Source organism: Streptomyces sp. NPDC042346 (genome assembly GCF_055581845.1).
Genome location: NZ_JBVJEH010000002.1, coordinates 978,145 through 995,994 on the forward strand (window position 1 = coordinate 978,145; position 17,850 = coordinate 995,994).

Genomic DNA, 17,850 nt, shown 5'->3' on the forward strand with positions numbered 1-17,850 from the left:
GCCGATGACCACGTCCCTCACCACCACGGCCTCCGACTCCGCCGCCCCCTCCTCCCCCGGCCGCCGCGTCGCCGCCGCTCCGGCCGGCACCCGCGGGTCCGGGACCGGTACGGCGAAGCGCCGGGGGCGACTCCCCCACACGCCGCTCCACCCCCGCCCCAGCGTGCCGCTCACCCTCGTGACCGGCCTGGTCCTCCTCTACACCCTGCTCCCGCTCGGCTGGCTCGTCGTCAACGCCACCAAGGACCAGAACGGGCTGTTCGACTCCTTCGGGCTCTGGTTCGCCGACGAGTCGCACTTCTGGGACAACGTCAGCCGCACGCTCACGTACGACGACGGCGTCTTCGTCCGCTGGCTGCTCAACACCCTGCTGTACGTCGCCGCCGGCGCGGGCGGCGCCACGGTCCTCGCCGTCCTCGGCGGATACGCCCTCGCCAAGTACGAGTTCCCGGGCCGCCGCGCGGTCTTCGCGGTGGTGCTCGGCGCCGTGGCCGTACCCGGCACCGCCCTCGCCGTCCCCACCTTCCTGATGTTCAGCAACATGGGGCTGACGAACACCCCGTGGGCGGTGATCATCCCGTCGCTGATCTCGCCGTTCGGGCTCTACCTGATGTGGGTCTTCGCCGCCGAGGCGGTACCCGCCGAGCTCCTGGAGGCGGCGCGCATCGACGGCTCCGGCGAGCTGCGCACCTTCTTCACGATCGCGCTGCCGCTGCTGATGCCGGGGACGGTCACCGTGCTGCTGTTCTCGATGGTCGCGACGTGGAACAACTACTTCCTGCCGCTGATCATGATCAAGGATCCCGACTGGTACCCGCTGACGCTCGGCCTGAACGCCTGGAACGCACAGGCCCAGACGGCGGGCGGCGAGGCCGTGTTCGACCTCATCATCACCGGCTCCCTGCTGACGATCGTGCCGATCGTGGCCGTCTTCCTGCTGCTCCAGCGGTACTGGCAGTCGGGCCTGGCCGCGGGCAGCGTCAAGGAATGACCCCGCCGCTCCCTTCTCCTTCTCCTTCTGCCTCCCCTCTTCCCTCTCCTTCTCCCTCCCCCCTGCCGCATCACCGACCAGGAGCACAGCCCATGAGAACGCACGCCGCCCGCAGACTCCTCGGCGCCCTCGCCGTCGCCTCCACGCTCGCGCTGACCGCGACCGCCTGCGGCTCCGACGCCGCGGACACCGACGCCGGCGGGAACTCGCCGAAGGACGTCCAGGCAGCCCTCGACAAGGGCGGAAAGGTGACCGTGTGGGCCTGGGAACCCACGCTCAAGAAGGTGGCGGAGGACTTCGAGAAGAAGTACCCCAAGGTCGACATCGAGCTGGTCAACGCCGGCACCGGCGACAAGCAGTACACCGCCCTGCAGAACGCGATGGCGGCCGGCTCCGGCGCCCCCGACGTCGCGCAGATCGAGTACTACGCCCTCGGCCAGTTCGCCATCGGCAAGTCGATAGAGGACCTCTCCCCCTACGGCGCCAAGAAGCACGGGCTGGCCTTCACGCCCGGCCCGTGGAACGCGGTCACCCAGGGAGGCGAGGCGATCCACGCCCTGCCCATGGACTCCGGCCCCATGGCCTTCTTCTACAACAAGAAGGTCTTCGACAAGCACGGCATCACGGTGCCGACCACCTGGGACGAGTACGTGGACGCGGCCCGCGCCCTCCACAAGGCCGACCCGAAGATCTTCATCACCAACGACACCGGTGACGCCGGCGCCACGACCAGCCTCATCTGGCAGGCCGGCGGCCGCCCGTACAAGACCGACGGCACGGACGTCACCGTCGACTTCGGCGACAAGGGCACCAAGAAGTACACCGCCACCTGGCAGAAGCTCCTCGACGAGAAGCTGGTCGCGCCGATCAGCTCGTGGAGCGACGCCTGGTACAAGGGCCTCGCCGACGGCTCCCTCGCCACGCTCTCCATCGGCGCCTGGATGCCGGCCAACCTCACCTCCGGCGTCGCGGCCGCCTCCGGCGACTGGCGGGTCGCGCCGCTGCCGCAGTGGACGAAGGGCGACAAGACCAGCGCGGAGAACGGCGGCAGCTCGCTCGCCGTCCCGAAGGCCTCGAAGAACAAGGAACTCGCCTACGCCTTCACGGAGTTCGCGACCACCGGCGCCGGGGCATCCAGTCGTGTCGCCGCCGGCGCCTTCCCGGCCACGCGCGCCGACCTGGAGTCCAAGGCGTTCCTCGACGCCGAGTTCCCCTACTTCGGCGGCCAGCAGGCCAACCGCGTCTTCGCCGATTCGGCGCGCAACGTCGGCGCCGACTGGTCCTACCTGCCCTACCAGGTGTACGCGAACTCGATCTTCAACGACACCGTGGGCAAGGCGTACGTCTCCCCCACGAAGCTGACCGACGGCCTGAAGGCCTGGCAGGAGGCCAGCGTCACGTACGGCAAGGACCAGGGCTTCACCGTCAACAAGTAGCCCCGCTCCCGCCCCACGACTGTTTGATTCTGTTAGACCCCCAGTGCGGCCGGGCATGCCATCGACCCCGATGACATGCCCGGCGAACTGGGGGTTTTCTGCTGCCATTTCACGATGTACACGGCCACACATCACAGACTTGTCTCGACCTGCCACACCTCTTGACGCCCTCGTCATCGCGTTGTGTTATGTAGTTAATCGTTGGAACCTGTTCGATTTCCAAGAATCCAGGGTTCCCTGCCGAGGCGCGCGCCCCACCCCGCGGCCTCTTCCTCCTCTTCTCGAACCGACCTCCGCGACGCGTCCCCGAAGCGGCGGTCGCCGTCAGCACCAAGGAGCCCCCGATGTTCCGTTCCCCCTCCCGCCGTCGCGTCGCCGCCGCCACCGGCCTGCTCCTGACCCTCGGCCTGAGCACCGCGTGCTCCTCGGGCAAGGAGGCCGCCTCCGACGACGAGGCCGGCAAGGTCGGCACGGTCGACGGCGCGATCTCGATCACGTACCTGCAGAAGCAGGGCGACCAGGAGTACTTCATCGGCGAGGCCGCGGGCGCGAAGGAGAAGGCGAAGGAGCTCGGCATCGACCTCAAGGTCGTCAACCTCGGCAACGACGCCAACAAGACCGTCAGCGAGGTGCAGTCGGCGATCGCCCAGAAGGCGAACGGCGTCATCATCGTCGTCCCCGACCCGGCCGTCGGCCCGCAGGTCGCCCAGACCGCGAAGGACGGCAAGGTCGCACTGCTGACCTCCGACGACCAGATCTGCACCACCGGCCCGGACCCGGCCGCCTGCGGCAAGGACGCCCTGGTGCCGCGGATCGGCTTCAGCGGCGCCCAGATGGGCGAGGAGGTCGGCAAGCGCGCGGCCGCCGAGTACAAGAAGGCCGGCTGGACGGCCGCCGACACCCGGGTCATCGCCGCGTGGAAGCAGGACGTCACGGTCTGCGGCGACCGGGTCGCCGGCGCGAAGAAGGCCTTCGAGGCGGCCGTCCCCGGCGTGAAGACCATCGACGTCCCCACCGACAACACGCCCACCGGCGCCCAGGACAAGATCGCCGCGACCGTCACCGCCAACTCCGGCGTCAAGAACTGGGTGATCTGGGGCTGCAACGACGAGAACGTCATGGGCGGCGTGACCGCGCTCGCCAACGCCGGCGTGAAGCCCGCCAACGTCATCGGTGTCGGGCTCGGCGCGTACCTCGCCTGCAAGGAGTGGCAGTCGGACAAGCCGACCGGCATGAAGGCCGCGCTGTTCATCAACGGCAAGGACGTCGGCGCCCTGGCCGTCCAGACCATGTACGACAAGCTCAAGAACGGCAAGGACTTCCCCGCCGAGGCCTTCGCGCCGACCACCATGGTCGACCGCGCCTCGTGGAAGAGCGCCGGAGTCACCTGCGCCTGAGTGCTCCCGGCCGGCGGCCGCCACGGACGACCGCCGGCCGGTGACCCACCCCGTACCCACCACGCCCGCACCACGCCTGCTCCACGCCTGCTCCATGCCTTCGAGGTGAACCGACCCATGAGCCCAGCGCACCACCCGGCCACCGCCCCGGGATCCCCCGGCGGCCCGCCCCCCGCGGCGTCCCACCCCCGGCCCGTCGGAGTGTCGGGCGTCACCAAGCGCTTCGGCGCGGTGCAGGCGCTCGGCGGCGTCACGCTCGACTTCCCCGCCGGGCAGGTCACCGCGCTGATGGGCGAGAACGGCGCCGGCAAGTCCACGCTCCTGAAGATCCTCACCGGTGACCACCAGCCCACCGAGGGACACGTCGTCGTGGACGGCGCACCCGTCGCACTCGACTCCCCTGCCCGCGCACGGGCCGCCGGGATCCGGATCATCCCGCAGGAACCCGAGATCATCCCGCACATCTCCGTGGCGGAGAACGTCTACGCCGGCGCCCTGCCCCGCCGCCACGGGCGGATGCTCGACCGGGCCGCGCTGAACCGGCGCGTCCGGGCCGACCTGGACCGGCTGGGCTTCGCCCAGGTCCTCGACCCGGACCTGCTTGGCTCGCAACTCACCCCGGCCCAGCGCCAGTTGGTGGAGATCATGCGCGCGATGACCGGCGGCACGCCCGCCCGGCTGATCGCGTTCGACGAGCCGACGTCCTCGCTGTCGGAGCACGAGGTCGACGCCCTGTTCGCGCTCATCAGGCGGCTGCGCGACCAGGACATCGCGATCGTGTACGTCTCGCACCGCATGCAGGAGATCTTCCGGCTCTCCGACCGGATCGCGGTGTTGCGCGACGGCAGTCTGGTCGGCGTGCAGGACGCCGACGCCACGGACGAACGCGAGCTGGTACGCCGGATGGTGGGCCGCGACCTGTCCGCCACGTTCGTACGCGAGCGCGTCTCCACCGACCGGCTGGTCCTCGACGTCCGGAACCTCACGACCGACGACGTCACCGACATCTCCCTTCAGGTGCGTGCCGGCGAAGTCGTGGGTCTCGCGGGCCTGATCGGCGCCGGCCGCTCGGAGCTCGCCCTCGCGCTCGCCGGCGACCTGCCCGTCCGCGGCGGCACCGTCACCCTCGACGGCACTCCGCTGCGCGGCGGCCGGCCGGGCGAGGCGATCGCCGCCGGACTCGGCCTCGCGCCGGAGGAGCGCAAGGCCCAGGCGCTGTTCCTCCAGCAGTCCGTCAAGGACAACACCTCGCTCGTGGTGCTGGAGCGGCTGCGGCGGTTCCGCTTCGTCCGGCGCGCGGCCGAGCGCCGGCTCGCGCAGGAGTACGCGGACCGGCTGCGGGTCCGTACCCCGTCGATCGACCACGAGGTGCGCAAGCTGTCCGGCGGCAACCAGCAGAAGGTGGTCCTGGCCCGCTGGCTGGCCCGCAAGCCGAAGATCCTCATCCTCGACGAGCCGACCCGCGGCATCGACGTCGGCGCGAAGGCGGAGATCTACCAGATCATCGCCGATCTCGCCGCCGAGGGCGTCGCGTTGCTCGTCATCTCCTCCGAACTCCCCGAGCTCCTCGGTCTCTCCGACCGTGTCGTCGTCATGCAGAACGGCCGCATCACGGGCGAGCTCGACCGCGGCGAAGCCACCGAAGAATCCGTCCTCCAACTCGCCATGGCCGACGACATCGTCGGCACCGCCCCCGGAGCCACCTCATGACCCTCACCAGCTCTTCCTCCCCTGCCGTGAAGGGATCCCCGGGCGACGGCCCCGCCGCTCGGCGGCCGAACCTCCTCGCGGGCATCGGCGGCCAGAACATCAGCCTGATCGGCGCCCTGGCCGTCGTCCTCGTCCTGTTCGGCGTCCTCAACGAGAACTACCTGAGCCTGTCGAACATGCAGGTCGTCGCCGAGGCGGCGACCATCACGGGGCTGCTCGCGATCGTGCAGACCGTGGTCATCATCTGCGGCGGCCTCGACATATCCGTCGGCTCGCAGGTCGGCGTCGCGTCGGTCGTCAGCGCCATGGTCTTCACCGCCACCGGCTCGGGCGCCTTCCTCGGCATGCTCGCCGCCGTCGGCGTCGGGGTGCTCATCGGCGCGCTGAACGGCATCGTCATCGTCTACGGCCGGGTCAACCCCACCATCGCCACGCTCGCCGGCCTCGCCGCGTACAAGGGACTCGCCCAACTCCTGTCCGACGGACGCGCCCAGGGCTACGTCCTCAACAACGACGTCTTCGTCTTCCTCGGGCGCGGCAAGCTGGCCGGTCTGCCGGTCATGGTCTGGATCCTGATCGTCGTGGCCGTCACCGTCCACCTGCTGCTGAAGTACACCGACATCGGACGCAACCTGTACGCGATCGGCGGCAACGACACCGCCGCGCGCCTCGCGGGCATCAGCATCAACAAGTACCTGATCTGCGTCTACGCGCTGATCGGCGTCGTCGCGGCCCTCGCCGGCATCCTGCTGACGGCCCGTACGGGATCGGGCCAGCCCGTGTCCGGCAGCGAGGGCCTGGAGCTCAAGGCCATCACGGCGGCGGCCCTGGGCGGCGCCGCGCTCAAGGGCGGCAAGGGAGGCATCGGCGGCACGCTGCTCGCGGTGGCCCTCCTCGGCTGCCTGGAGAACGGCCTGACCGTCGAGGGCATCAACACCTTCTGGCAGAACGTCGCCCAGGGCGCGCTCCTCGTCATCGCGGTCGTCATCCAGCAACGCCGCAGCGGCGAACGCGCCGTAGGCCTACCGCACTGACGGTCTCCGTCGGCGTCAGGGTCTCGGTCGGGCGATGTCCGGCCGATTCCCTGACCGCCCGCCCGGTCCGGCACCACAATGCGTGGATGGACAAGCACGCGAAACGACGGCTCGACAGGGCGCACGCGGGATTGGTGCAGGGAGAGGATCCCGTCGCCTGGGTCACCGAGGCCGATGCCGTCGAGGCTGCCGCGCGGTATCCACGGCTCGCCGTGCGCGGCGCGCTGTTCGGGGCGGCGGCGCGGGAACCGGGTGGCCCGTGGCGGATCGTGGTGCCGGTGCGGTCCGGCATGCCGCAGGAGACGCGGGACAGCCTGCAGTCGATGTTCTTCTTCCGGGCCAAGGACGACACCGACGACCCGGCGGTGCGGCGCGAGCTCCTCAAGGCCGTGCGCGTCCTCGAACGGGAGCCGGTCGACGAGGTCGAGGCGCTGGGCACGACGTACCGGGTCGTGCGCGCCGACGAGTTCGCGCGCTGGGGCGACGACGGTCTCGAACCGCCGCGCCCCACCGATCCGGAGCCGGTGTTCCGGGTCTGGGAGCAGCAGCCCGGTGAACGCCGCTCCGACGACACCGATGCCGTCCTCGACCCGGAGACGGTGCGCGGGGTGATGGCGGAGGCGCTGCGGATCGGGCTGCGGGAGTTCCACTACACCGGGGAGCGCTATCCCGCCGACGTCCGGGCCGACTCCCTGGAGGCGGTCACCACCCACCCGGACATCGCCATGCTGCCGGTCACCTTCGGCATCGTGGAGCGCCACGGTGACGGCTGGCAGCCGCACGGCTCGCTGGCACCGACGCCGCACGACGCACGGCGGGACCTGTACGTCGGCCTCGGCGGCCTGTGGGCCAGGGTGTACGAGTGGGACGACGAGCAACGGGAGCGGTACCGCGCGGCCGGTGAGCTCTTCAGGGCCGCCGGCCGTGCCGACGAAGCACGGGTGGACGGCCGGGAGTTCCGGATCTGCCGGGTCGAACGGATGATCCGGTTCGGCCCCGACGGCCCGGAGGGCCCGCGCCCTTCGGACATCGACCGGTACGGGCCGATGAAGATGCACCCGCGCATGGACGAGGACGGCACCGTGCACCACGACGAGGACGACGAAGGCGACGAGGACGACGCGACGGACACCCCCTAGGGGCGTTCGAAGGCCTGGAGTACGCCGCCGGCGGAGAAGCACAGCGCACCGCACAGCGTGCCCCAGTTGGCGATGTCGGTGTTGATCAGGCTCTGGGTGGAGGGCCGGGTGAAGGCGGCCAGCGCGGCGATCATGAAGAGCACCGACCCGAACTGATTCACCGCGACCACCCACCAGCCGAGGCTGCGCGAGCGGAGGCAGGGGCGGGAGCGGTGGCAGATCTCGACGAACGCGAGATGTCCCGACACCAGGAACAGCACGCACCCGACCACGTCGGGAGTCCAGATCAGCCGGTTGGTCTGCTGGACGCTGAGGCCCTGGAGGAAGGAATCCAGCAGGTTGACCCCGAACACGAGCGTCCCGGCGAACAGCACGAACGTGCTGAGCCAGTCCAGCCGCATCGGCTCGTACCCCCACCACCGCCAACGGCCCGTGGCCAGTGGGCCGCCCCCTGGAGAGTGGCGGGGCGCGTTCAGGACCTGCAAGAGCGAGGTGTAGCCCCCGAGAGTGAAGAACAGTCCGCCCGCGAAGTAGATCGAGGCGCTCTCGACCGGGTCGCCCGAGCCGAACTGGGCGACCCCGGCGCCGAGAGCGAAGAGCAGGCCGCCGAGGAAGAACGCGCCCGATGCGAGGGAGTTGAGTCGCCGAAGGCGGTCGAGGACCCGGGCATCGGCCGTCGGGGACAGGGCGACCGCGCCGCCGGGGCCGCGGACGGACAGCGCCCCACGCTTGCGTGCGAGCCGCGACTCCCAGACCACCGTCTGCCCTTCGGGGCGGTGCCAGGTGAGCCGGGTGGTGAACGGTCCCGCGCCTTCGGCGCGATGCTCAGGCGGTTCCACGACGCGGCCCTCCCCGTCAGGCGTGCGGTACGACGGCGACAGGACAGGGGGCGTGGTGGATGACCGCGTGGGTGATCGATCCGATGTGGGCGCCCCTGGCCGCCCTGCGCCGGCCGACGACCACCAGGCGCGCGTCCGACGCGGCCTCGATGAGATGCTCGGCCGCCCGTCCCGGAGCGGACACCACCGTCACCTCCGTCGCCGGGAACCTGTCCCGATAGGGCAGGACCGCGCCGGAGAGCGCCGCCTCCATGTCGTCCCTCGTGGCCGCGTCGGGGTGGTGGACGAAGGAGTGGTGCCACGTGTGCAGGATCTCCAGCGGGGCACCGTGCCGGCCGGCGAAGTCGAACGCGAAGTCCACGAGCTCGTCCTCGACGTCGTTCACGTCGAGGCCGAGGACCACCTTCCGGCGGCCGCTCCCCCCGGGCGCACCGGCCCTGTCCTTCTCGTATCCGGGGCGGACGAGAACCACGGGACGTGCTGCTGCCGCGATCACCTCCTGCCCCACCGAGCCGACGATGAACCCGCGGACGCTCCCCAGCCCGTGAGAGCCCACGACGAGCAGCTCCGCCGCGGCGGCGGCGTCGAGCAGCACGCTGACGGGCGCGTCCTCGACCTCGTCGGCGGTCAGGGCGAGCTCCGGCTGCCGCGAGCCGACATGTCGCTCGGTCGCCGCAAGCACCCCTTCCGCCTCGCCGGCGCGATCCGCGTGCGACACCTTCATCGCCCCCAGTTGATGCTCCGCCCACCGGGTGGCGTACACCAGTCGCAGGCCGTCGCCGCGCAGCGCCGCCTCGTCGGCGGCCCAGTCCACCGCCGCCACGCTTCCGTCAGAGCCGTCCACTCCCACCGCGACAGGTCGGGACATGCTGATCTCCTCGCCTCGGGCCATCGTCGACAGGCCCTCACAGGGGCGCCGATGGGCATCCTTGTGCGAGGGCACCTGGCCACGAAGCTACCGGGATGCGGGGGCGGCGACCCGTTTCGCCACGGCGGGGACGGGCCCTGTCGTCCCGTCGACGTGCGCCGGGGGACGCCGGGGGTCAGATTGGAGGTGTCCGACACTCCGAGTACTCCGCATACTCCGAAGACTCCGAATACTCCGGACGAGAGGGTACGCATGGCCCCGTCCGTGGAACCTCCGACGGCGAGCGGCATGTCGGCGCCCGATTTCCGGGTGCTCTACGAGCGGCTCCGGAACCGGGCGGCTCCGCCGGCCGTGACCGGCCGGTGCGGCGCGCTCCGTCATCTGACCCCTGAGCGGGTCGCGGCGGCCGCCGCGGAAGTCCGTGCCGGGGAGACGGTGTCGCTGGCGGCTCCGATCGAGACGGTACGGGGACCCGACGACCCCGAGCCCGCGGTGCACCGGATGAACGGGCCGATCCCGGGCGAACTCGGATCGGACGGGCTCCACTTCGCCCTGGACCGCTTCGCCATGAACGTGCACGGCGACGCGGACAGTCATCTCGACGCGCTCTGTCATGTGGTGGTCGACGGCTACCTCTACGGCGGGGTGCCCGCGAGCACCGTGACGGCCGAGGGGGCCCGTCGGCTCTCCGTCGACGTGCTGAGGAACGGCATCGTCGGCCGGGGCGTCCTGCTGGACATCCCGCGGCTGCGTGGCGTGCCGTGGCTGGAACCGGGCGACCACGTGACCTCGGGCGACCTGACGGCCGCCGAGGCCGCACAGGGGGTCCGGGTCGGACCGGGCGACCTGCTGTTCGTCAGGGTCGGGCATCGTCTTCGGCGCACCGAACTCGGCCCGTGGGACGCCGCCCGAGCACGGGCGGGCCTTCACCCGACCGCCGTGGAGTTCCTGGCCGATCGCGAGGTGACCGTTCTGGGCGGGGACGGCAACAACGACACCGCGCCCAGCCTGGCGGAGGGCGCCGCCTTCCCCGTACACGTCCTGGCCATCCACGCCATGGGGATCCACCTCATGGACTACCTGAGCTTCGAGGAGCTCGTCCCGGTCTGCGCGCGGGCCGGGCGCTGGAGCTTTCTCTGTGTGGTCGCCCCGCTGCGGCTGCCCGGGGCCACGGGGTCGCCCGTGAACCCGCTGGCGGTGCTGTGAACGGGGCCCGGCGCCAGGGACCGCCGCTCCGGTCGCCGTCCGCGAGGAGGGCCGCTAGGTTCGAGAGAGGTGGGGCCGCCGGACCCCCGCCCGCCGGGGCGCCAGGTGCCTGACACCAGGTCGGGACCGTGATTCCGAGAACCGCGATTCCAAGGACGGTGGTCGCCATGGGCGACGCCCCTCACTACGACGTGATCGTCATCGGCACCGGCGCGGGCGGAGGCACGCTCGCCCATCGGCTCGCCCCGTCCGGGAAGCGCGTCCTCCTGGTCGAACGCGGCGGCTACCTCCCGCGCGAGCGGGACAACTGGGACTCGACGGCCGTGTTCGTCAGGGGCAAGTACCGTGCGCCGGAGTTCTGGCTGGACAGGAACGGCGACGAGTTCCCGCCCGAGGTCAACTACTACGTCGGTGGCAACACCAAGTTCTACGGCGCCGCCCTGTTCCGGCTGCGGCCCGAGGACTTCGGCGAGATCCGCCATCACGGCGGTGTCTCCCCGGCCTGGCCGATCCGGTACGAGGATCTGGAGCCGTACTACACGCAGGCCGAGCACCTGTACCTCGTGCACGGACGGCACGGCGAGGATCCCGGCGAAGGCCCGGTCAGCGCGCAGTACATCCGTCCTCCCGTGGAGCACGAGTCGCGCATCCAGCAGCTGAGCGACGATCTGGAGCGGCGTGGCCTGCACCCGTTCCACCTGCCGATCGGTGTCGATCTGACCCAGGAGAACGGGGGGCGGGCCACCCACTCCAGTGTCTGCATCCGGTGCGACCGGGTCGACGGCTTCCCGTGTCTGGTGCGCGGCAAGTCCGACGCCGAGGTGATCTGTGTGGCACCGGCCCTGGAGCACCCCAACGTCGAGATGGTCACGGACACCCAGGTGGTCCGGTTGGAGACGGATGCCCGGGGACGCAGCGTCAGCGCGGTCGTCGGCCGGCTGGCGGACGGTTCCGAGGTCCGGTACACGGCGGACGTGGTGGTCGTCTCCTGCGGGGCGGTCAACTCCGCGGCGCTGCTGCTGGCCTCGGCGAACGAGCACCATCCCCGTGGCCTCGCCAACAGCTCGGACGTGGTCGGCCGGTTCTACATGCGGCACAACAACCTCGCTCTGATGGCGGTGTCGAAGGAACCCAACGACACCCGGTTCCAGAAGACCCTCGCCCTCAACGACTGGTATCTCGGCGCGGAGGACTGGGACTTCCCGCTGGGCGGCATCCAGATGCTGGGCAAGTCGGACGCCGAACAGATCCACGGCGAGGCCCCCCGGTGGGCCGGCGCGGTGACACCCGACATGCCGTTCGAGGTGCTGGCCCGTCACGCCGTCGACTTCTGGCTCTGCGGCGAGGACCTTCCCCTGCCCGACAACCGCGTCACGCTCGACGACGACGCCCGCATCCGTCTCACGCTCGACGAGAAGAACAACGTCGAAGGCCTGCGGCGGCTGCGGCACAAGCTTCAGGGCATGCTCGGCCACCTCGGCATGCACGAGCACCACCTGCTGTCCCGCAGCATCTACCTGCACAAGGGCATGCCGATCGGTGCGACGGCGCACCAGGCGGGCACCGTCCGCTTCGGCACCGACCCCGCCGCCTCCGCGCTCGACGTCGACTGCAAGGCCCACGACCTCGACAACCTGTACGTCGTCGACACGAGCTTCTTCCCGAGCATCGGCGCGGTCAACCCGTCCTTGACGGCCATCGCCAACGCCCTCCGGGTCGGGGACCACCTCCTGGCCCGGCTGGGTTGAGTGCGGCGGCCGGCCGTTGGTCCGTCCGGACGAAGATGCTGGGCCCAACGGCCCAAGGGCGGCCCGCAGGAGAGGCCGACCGCCCCGTCGGGTGGTTGCGTGAGCTGCTGCCCGGCCGCGCCGGCCCCGGGCTCAGGGCGACCGCGCAGCGAGGAGGCAGGGAATGGATTCCACTGTGGGGGCATCGTCGGCATCACCGAGTGTGATCCCGGCGCGTCTGCTGCACGGCCAGAAGGCTCTGGTCACCGGCGCCAACTCGGGCATCGGCAAGGCCACGGCCATCGGTCTGGGCCGGGCGGGCGCCGACGTGGTCGTGAACTACGTGACGGGCCGCGAGGCCGCCGAGGAAGTGGTCCGGGAGATCTCCTCGTTCGGGGTGCGCGCCGCCGCGTACGAGGCCGACGTGTCCCGGGACGACCAGGTCGTCGCCATGACGGACCGGATGGTCCGGGAGTTCGGCACCCTCGACATCCTCGTGGCCAACGCGGGGCTGCAGCGTGACGCCCCGCTCACCGAGATGACCCTCGCCCAGTGGCAGAAGGTCCTCGACGTCAATCTCACCGGCCAGTTCCTGTGTGCGCGGGAGGCGGCCAGGGAGTTCCGGCGCCGGGGCGTGGTCCCCGAGGTGTCCCGCTCCGCCGGGAAGATCATCTGCATGAGTTCGGTGCACCAGCTCATCCCCTGGGCGGGCCACGTCAACTACGCGTCCTCCAAGGGCGGGGTGCAGATGATGATGCAGACCCTGGCCCAGGAGCTGGCACCGGAGAAGATCCGGGTGAACGCGGTCGCCCCGGGGGCGATCAGGACGCCGATCAACCGGGCCGCCTGGGAGACGCCCGAAGCGCGGGAGGACCTCCTGCGGCTCATTCCGTACGACCGGATCGGCGACCCCGAGGACATCGCCAACGCCGTCGTCGCGCTCGCCTCCGACCTCATGGACTACGTGGTGGGAACCACCCTGTACGTCGACGGCGGCATGACCCTCTTCCCGGGCTTCGCCACGGGCGGCTGACCGTCTCCCGGCCCGTCACGTTCACGAACAGCGAAGGCTTGCATGTCCACCTCGCTCCACCTGCTGGCGGAGGCCCCGGCCCAACTCCTGCCGGCCCGGGAACTCATGGCCTTCACGCTGGCCTCCCACATCATCCTGGTCCCCCTCGGCGTCGCCTTCCCCTTCATCACCCTGGTCATGCACTACCGCGGGCTGCGCCGCGGGGACGCCACGGCCCTGCTCCTGGCCCGGCGCTGGTCGGCCGTCATGGCGGTGCAGTTCGCGCTCGGGATCGTCACCGGCACGGTGCTGTCGTTCGAGTTCGGTCTGCTCTGGCCCGGCCTGATGGGACGGTGGGGTGATGTCTTCGGCATCGGGTTCGGCGTCGAGGCCTGGGCCTTCTTCCTGGAGGCCGTGCTCATCGCCGTCTACCTGTACGGATGGCGGCGGCTGAAGCCGCGGACCCATTTCCTGCTCGGGCTGCCCCTGCCGTTCACCGCCCTGCTCGGGGCGTTCGGCATCCTCGCCGCCAATTCCTGGATGAACACGCCGCAGGGCTTCTCGCTCGACTCCGAGGGCAATCCGGTCGACGTGAACGTCTGGAAGGCGATCTTCACGCCGATGTTCGGACCTCAGTACTGGCACTTCGTCGTGGCGATGATCATCACCGCGGGCTTCATGGTGGCCGGGGTGTACGCCACCGGCTGGCTGCGCGGCCGCCGGGACCACTACCACCGGCTCGGCTTCGCCGTCCCCTTCACCATCGCCGCCGTCGCCACCCCGGTGCAGTTCGTCCTCGGCGACTCCATCGCCCGGTCGGTGTTCCACAAGCAGCCGGTGAAGTTCGCCGCGCTGGAGATCGTCTGGAAGACCGACACCCGGGTTCCGGAGTACCTCTTCGGGCGCCTGAACGAGGACGGCAGCGTCTCGGGCGGCATCAAGATCCCGCTGCTCGACTCGGTCCTGGCAGGGTTCAGTCCGAACACCCGGGTGGTGGGCCTGACCTCCGTCCCGGCGGACCAGCGCCCCACCGCGACACAGGCGACCATCGCCCACTGGGCCTTCGACCTCATGGTCCTGATCGGATCCGTGCTGGTGGTACTCGCCCTCTGGTACGGGTTCGTCTGGCTGCGGCACCGGCGGCTGCCCGCCTCGCCGTGGTTCTACCGCTCGGCGGCCTGCGCGGGCGTGGCCTCCGTGGTGGCCGTCGAGTGCGGCTGGATCGCCACCGAGGTGGGACGCCAGCCCTGGATCGTGTACCAGAACATGCGGGTCGCCGAGGCGGTGACGCCGACCCGCTCCGGCACCCTGTGGATCATGCTCGGCGTCGTCATGGTGGTGTACGTCCTCCTGTTCGGCACGTTCGTCCGCATCCTGCTCACGATGCGCACGCGCTGGCGGCTCGCGGACGAACAGCATGCGGCGGGTGGTGGCGGTGGTGGTGCGGCGCTGGAGCCCGAGGCCGACACCCCCTACGGGCCGCGGGCCCCGCAGGACGCCTCCGCCGCCACCGCGGGCGGAACCGCCGGCACCGGGAAAGACCGCCCATGACCGCCGACCTCATCGCCGTGGTGCTGCTCCTCGCCGTGGTCGCGTACGCCTGCGCCGGAGGCACGGACTACGGCGCCGGCTTCTGGGATCTGACCGCCGGAGGGACCGAACGCGGCCGGCGCCCCCGGTGGCTCATCGACCACGCCATGGCCCCCGTGTGGGAGGTGAACAACGTCTGGCTCATCTTCGTCCTCGTCGTCATGTGGACCGGCTTCCCCACCCTCTTCCAGACCGTGTTCTCCGCGATGTGGCTGCCGCTGGCCCTGGCGGTCGTGGGCATGGTCCTGCGGGGCGCCGGATTCGCCTTCCGCAAGCCCACCCGGCGGCTCGCCGGACGGCGCCTGTACGGTGCCGTGTTCGCCGTGGCCTCGCTCGTGACGCCGTTCTTCCTCGGAACCGCCGTCGGAGGCATCGCCTCGGGACGCGTCACGCCCGGCACCACGGCCTCGGCCGACGCCTGGACCAACCCCACCTCCCTCGTGTTCGGGCTGGTGGCGATCGCGACCACGGCCTTCCTCGGCGCGGTGTTCCTCACCGGTGACGCCCGCAGGTTCGAGGCACCCGATCTCATCGGCTACTTCAGACGGCGGGCGCTGGGCGGTCTCGGCGCGCTGACCGTCCTGGCCGTGGTCACCGGGTTCGTCACCCACGAGGACTCCCCCTACGTGTGGCACGGCCTCACCCACGGCCTGGGGCTGCTCTTCGTCGCCGCCGCCGGAGTGGCCGCACTCGCGACCGGCGCCCTGCTCCTGCGGACACCGGGCACGTGGCTGCGCGTCGCGGCGGTCGGGGTCGTCGCGTCCGCGGTCCTCGCCTGGGGCATGGCCCAGCGCCCCTATCTGCTGCCCACCTCGCTGACCGTCGCCGACGCCGCCGGCGCGCCCGCCACCCTGACGTGGCTGGCGGTCGTGACCCTCGTCGCCCTGCTGCTCGTCGTACCGGCCGTCGTCTTCCTCTACTGGCTGGACGCCCACGGCGAGCTGGAGGAGCTCACCGACGCCGAACTGGGCACAGGAAGCGGCACCGGCGGAACCCGTGGCATCCGTGGAACCGGTGACGGTGCGACACACGACGACTGAACCCCTGTCCCCGACCCCCGCCCCCGCCCCCGCCGGGCGTCCTTTCGCTCCCGCACTCCGACGGAGGAAGCCGCAGTGACCGACGACGAGATCCTCCTCGGACTCGCCCTGACGGTGGTGCTCGCCACCGGCTCGCAGATCCTGGCGAGCAAACTGCGCGTCCCGGCCCTGATCATCCTGCTGCCCGCCGGGTTCACCGCCGGCGCGCTCACGGACGTCGTTCACCCGGAGAACCTGCTGGGGCCGGACTTCTCCGCCATCGTGTCGCTGTCCGTCGCGGTGATCCTCTACGACGCCGGCCTGGGGCTCGACCTGCGCAAGCTGGCCCACCACACGCGCGGGATCGTGGGCAGGCTGCTCGTGTACGGCGTGCTGCTCACCTTCCTCGTCACCGGGACGGTGGCACCGGCGATGTTCGACATGACCCTGCGCGTGGCCGCGATGCTCGGCATGATCCTCGTCGTCTCGGGGCCCACGGTCGTGGGGCCGATCCTCGACTTCGTACGGCCGAGCGACAAGGTGCGGCGCATCCTGATCTGGGAGGGGACGCTGACCGACCCGATCGGCGCCATCCTCGGCGCCCTCACCTTCCACGCGATCGCCTCCACGCACCGGATCGACATCGGCCGGGGCTACCAGTTGGGCCAGTTCGGGTTCAGCCTCGCCGTCGGGCTGGCGGGCGGGGTCGTGGGAACCGCCCTGCTGTGGTTCACCCTGCGCACCCTGCGGCTCGGCGAGACGCTGGGAACACTGGCCCAGCTCGCCGTCGTCATCGGCATCTCGGCGGGCTGCGACATCGTGCGGGACGACACGGGGCTCATCGCGGCGATCGTGGCGGGCCTCGCCGTGTCCAACATCAAGGGCTTCGACATGCCCGCACGCCGCCCCTTCCTGGAGACCCTGGTCCAGCTGATCATCGGACTGCTGTTCGTCTCCATCTCCTCCACCGTCACCCCGGCGTCCCTGGTGCCGGTCCTCCTTCCGGCGCTCGTCCTGATCGCGATCCTCGTCCTGGTGGTCCGCCCGATCGTGGCCTTCGGCGCCGCGGCGCGCACGGACCTCACACGCGGCGAACGCGCCTTCGTCGGCTGGATGGACCCACGTGGCATCGTCGCGGCGGCGACGGCGTCGGCCTTCTCCTCCGGCCTGGTGCAACGGGGCGTGCCCGGGGCGGCGAAGCTCCTCCCCGTCACCTTCCTGGTGATCGTGGGGACCGTTCTGCTCTACGCACTGACGGCGGCGCCGGTGGCCAGACGGCTGGGGGTCGTCAAGGCGGAGGGCACCCGCGTCCTCCTCGTGGGTGGCGAGCCGTGGGTGGTCGACCTGGGCAGGGCCCTGCGGTCCGCGGGCCTCGACGTACTGATGTGGGCGGGGCTCGACGAGGAACGGGAACGGATCAAGGCGGCGGGCCTGGACCTGGCGAAGGGCGATCTGCTCGCCACGGCCATCAACCCCGGGGCCCGACTGGAGGGCGTGACGGCCGTCTTCCTGGCCACCGACGACGACGACTTCAACGCGCTCGCCTCGATCGTCATGCAGGACAACGTCGAGGGACCCGTCTACCGGGTGGGGCCGCCGCACGACAGCCACGGCGTGGTCGCTCCGTACACCGGCGGCGACATCCTCTTCGGCAGCTCCCTGGTACGCCACGTCCTCGCGGAGCGCTACGGGCAGGGCGCCCGGTTCGCCGTGCAGCCGGCCGCCGCCGCCCTGCCGCCGGAGTACGACACGCTGTTCGTGGTCCGGGCCGACCACCGGCTGGACCCCGTCACGGAGAGACAGCAGGCCGTGCCTCAGGACGGTGACACCGTCGTCCTCCTCGGGCCCGCGCCCACGACCGCACCGCGCTGAGACTCCCGCC

General features: G+C 71.0%; 14 protein-coding genes. 12 read left to right on the plus strand and 2 right to left on the minus strand.

The genetic code is table 11. The annotated features are described in order from the left end of the window. Window positions 1-4 precede the first annotated feature (4 nt). The 6 genes from ACZ6K0_RS12940 to ACZ6K0_RS12965 all read left to right on the plus strand — a co-directional run bounded on the left by ACZ6K0_RS12940 (window position 5) and on the right by ACZ6K0_RS12965 (window position 7,707). Complete coding sequence (locus ACZ6K0_RS12940) at window positions 5-991, plus strand: carbohydrate ABC transporter permease (RefSeq protein ID WP_469232039.1); 987 nt, start codon at window positions 5-7, stop codon at window positions 989-991. Window positions 992-1,083: 92 nt separating this feature from the next. Next, window positions 1,084-2,427, plus strand: coding sequence for an ABC transporter substrate-binding protein (locus ACZ6K0_RS12945; protein WP_376399322.1), 1,344 nt, complete (start codon window positions 1,084-1,086; stop codon window positions 2,425-2,427). Window positions 2,428-2,771: 344 nt separating this feature from the next. After that, window positions 2,772-3,824: a substrate-binding domain-containing protein gene (locus ACZ6K0_RS12950; RefSeq protein ID WP_469232041.1), complete on the plus strand. Its 1,053-nt coding sequence runs from the start codon at window positions 2,772-2,774 to the stop codon at window positions 3,822-3,824. A gap of 117 nt (window positions 3,825-3,941) precedes the next feature. Beyond that, entirely contained in the window at window positions 3,942-5,534 is a 1,593-nt protein-coding gene (locus ACZ6K0_RS12955; RefSeq protein ID WP_376399328.1) for a sugar ABC transporter ATP-binding protein, read from the plus strand. Next, window positions 5,531-6,568 carry an ABC transporter permease gene (locus ACZ6K0_RS12960; RefSeq protein ID WP_376399331.1) on the plus strand — a complete coding sequence of 346 codons (1,038 nt, stop codon included), beginning with the start codon at window positions 5,531-5,533 and terminating at the stop codon, window positions 6,566-6,568. Before ACZ6K0_RS12955 ends, ACZ6K0_RS12960 begins: the two co-directional genes overlap by 4 nt. Window positions 6,569-6,654: 86 nt before the next feature. Then, window positions 6,655-7,707, plus strand: coding sequence for a DUF5954 family protein (locus ACZ6K0_RS12965; protein ID WP_469232043.1), 1,053 nt, complete (start codon window positions 6,655-6,657; stop codon window positions 7,705-7,707). On the opposite strand, the gene ACZ6K0_RS12970 is transcribed toward ACZ6K0_RS12965, so the two are convergent. Continuing rightward, window positions 7,704-8,546, minus strand: coding sequence for a hypothetical protein (locus ACZ6K0_RS12970; RefSeq protein ID WP_376399337.1), 843 nt, complete (start codon window positions 8,544-8,546; stop codon window positions 7,704-7,706). The two genes, ACZ6K0_RS12965 and ACZ6K0_RS12970, sit on opposite strands and share 4 nt — an antisense overlap. 16 nt (window positions 8,547-8,562) lie before the next feature. Continuing rightward, complete coding sequence (locus tag ACZ6K0_RS12975; protein ID WP_469232045.1) at window positions 8,563-9,414, minus strand: universal stress protein; 852 nt, start codon at window positions 9,412-9,414, stop codon at window positions 8,563-8,565. 288 nt (window positions 9,415-9,702) lie between these two features. On the opposite strand from ACZ6K0_RS12975, the gene ACZ6K0_RS12980 reads away from it, so the two are divergent. The 6 genes from ACZ6K0_RS12980 (at window position 9,703) to ACZ6K0_RS13005 (ending at window position 17,840) form a co-directional block, all read left to right on the plus strand. Further along, window positions 9,703-10,620: a cyclase family protein gene (locus ACZ6K0_RS12980; RefSeq protein ID WP_376399343.1), complete on the plus strand. Its 918-nt coding sequence runs from the start codon at window positions 9,703-9,705 to the stop codon at window positions 10,618-10,620. A 167-nt stretch (window positions 10,621-10,787) separates the two neighbouring features. Beyond that, window positions 10,788-12,368: a GMC oxidoreductase gene (locus ACZ6K0_RS12985; protein ID WP_469232047.1), complete on the plus strand. Its 1,581-nt coding sequence runs from the start codon at window positions 10,788-10,790 to the stop codon at window positions 12,366-12,368. 163 nt (window positions 12,369-12,531) lie between these two features. Beyond that, window positions 12,532-13,380: an SDR family oxidoreductase gene (locus ACZ6K0_RS12990; protein WP_469232049.1), complete on the plus strand. Its 849-nt coding sequence runs from the start codon at window positions 12,532-12,534 to the stop codon at window positions 13,378-13,380. Between the two features lie 42 nt (window positions 13,381-13,422). Beyond that, window positions 13,423-14,910 carry a cytochrome ubiquinol oxidase subunit I gene (locus ACZ6K0_RS12995; RefSeq protein WP_469232051.1) on the plus strand — a complete coding sequence of 496 codons (1,488 nt, stop codon included), beginning with the start codon at window positions 13,423-13,425 and terminating at the stop codon, window positions 14,908-14,910. Next, a complete protein-coding gene (locus ACZ6K0_RS13000) occupies window positions 14,907-15,989 on the plus strand; it encodes a cytochrome d ubiquinol oxidase subunit II (RefSeq protein WP_469232052.1) in 1,083 nt (360 codons plus the stop codon). The genes ACZ6K0_RS12995 and ACZ6K0_RS13000 overlap by 4 nt, the downstream gene beginning before the upstream one ends. 75 nt (window positions 15,990-16,064) lie before the next feature. Continuing rightward, window positions 16,065-17,840, plus strand: coding sequence for a cation:proton antiporter (locus ACZ6K0_RS13005; RefSeq protein WP_469232054.1), 1,776 nt, complete (start codon window positions 16,065-16,067; stop codon window positions 17,838-17,840). The last annotated feature ends 10 nt before the right edge of the window (window positions 17,841-17,850 follow it).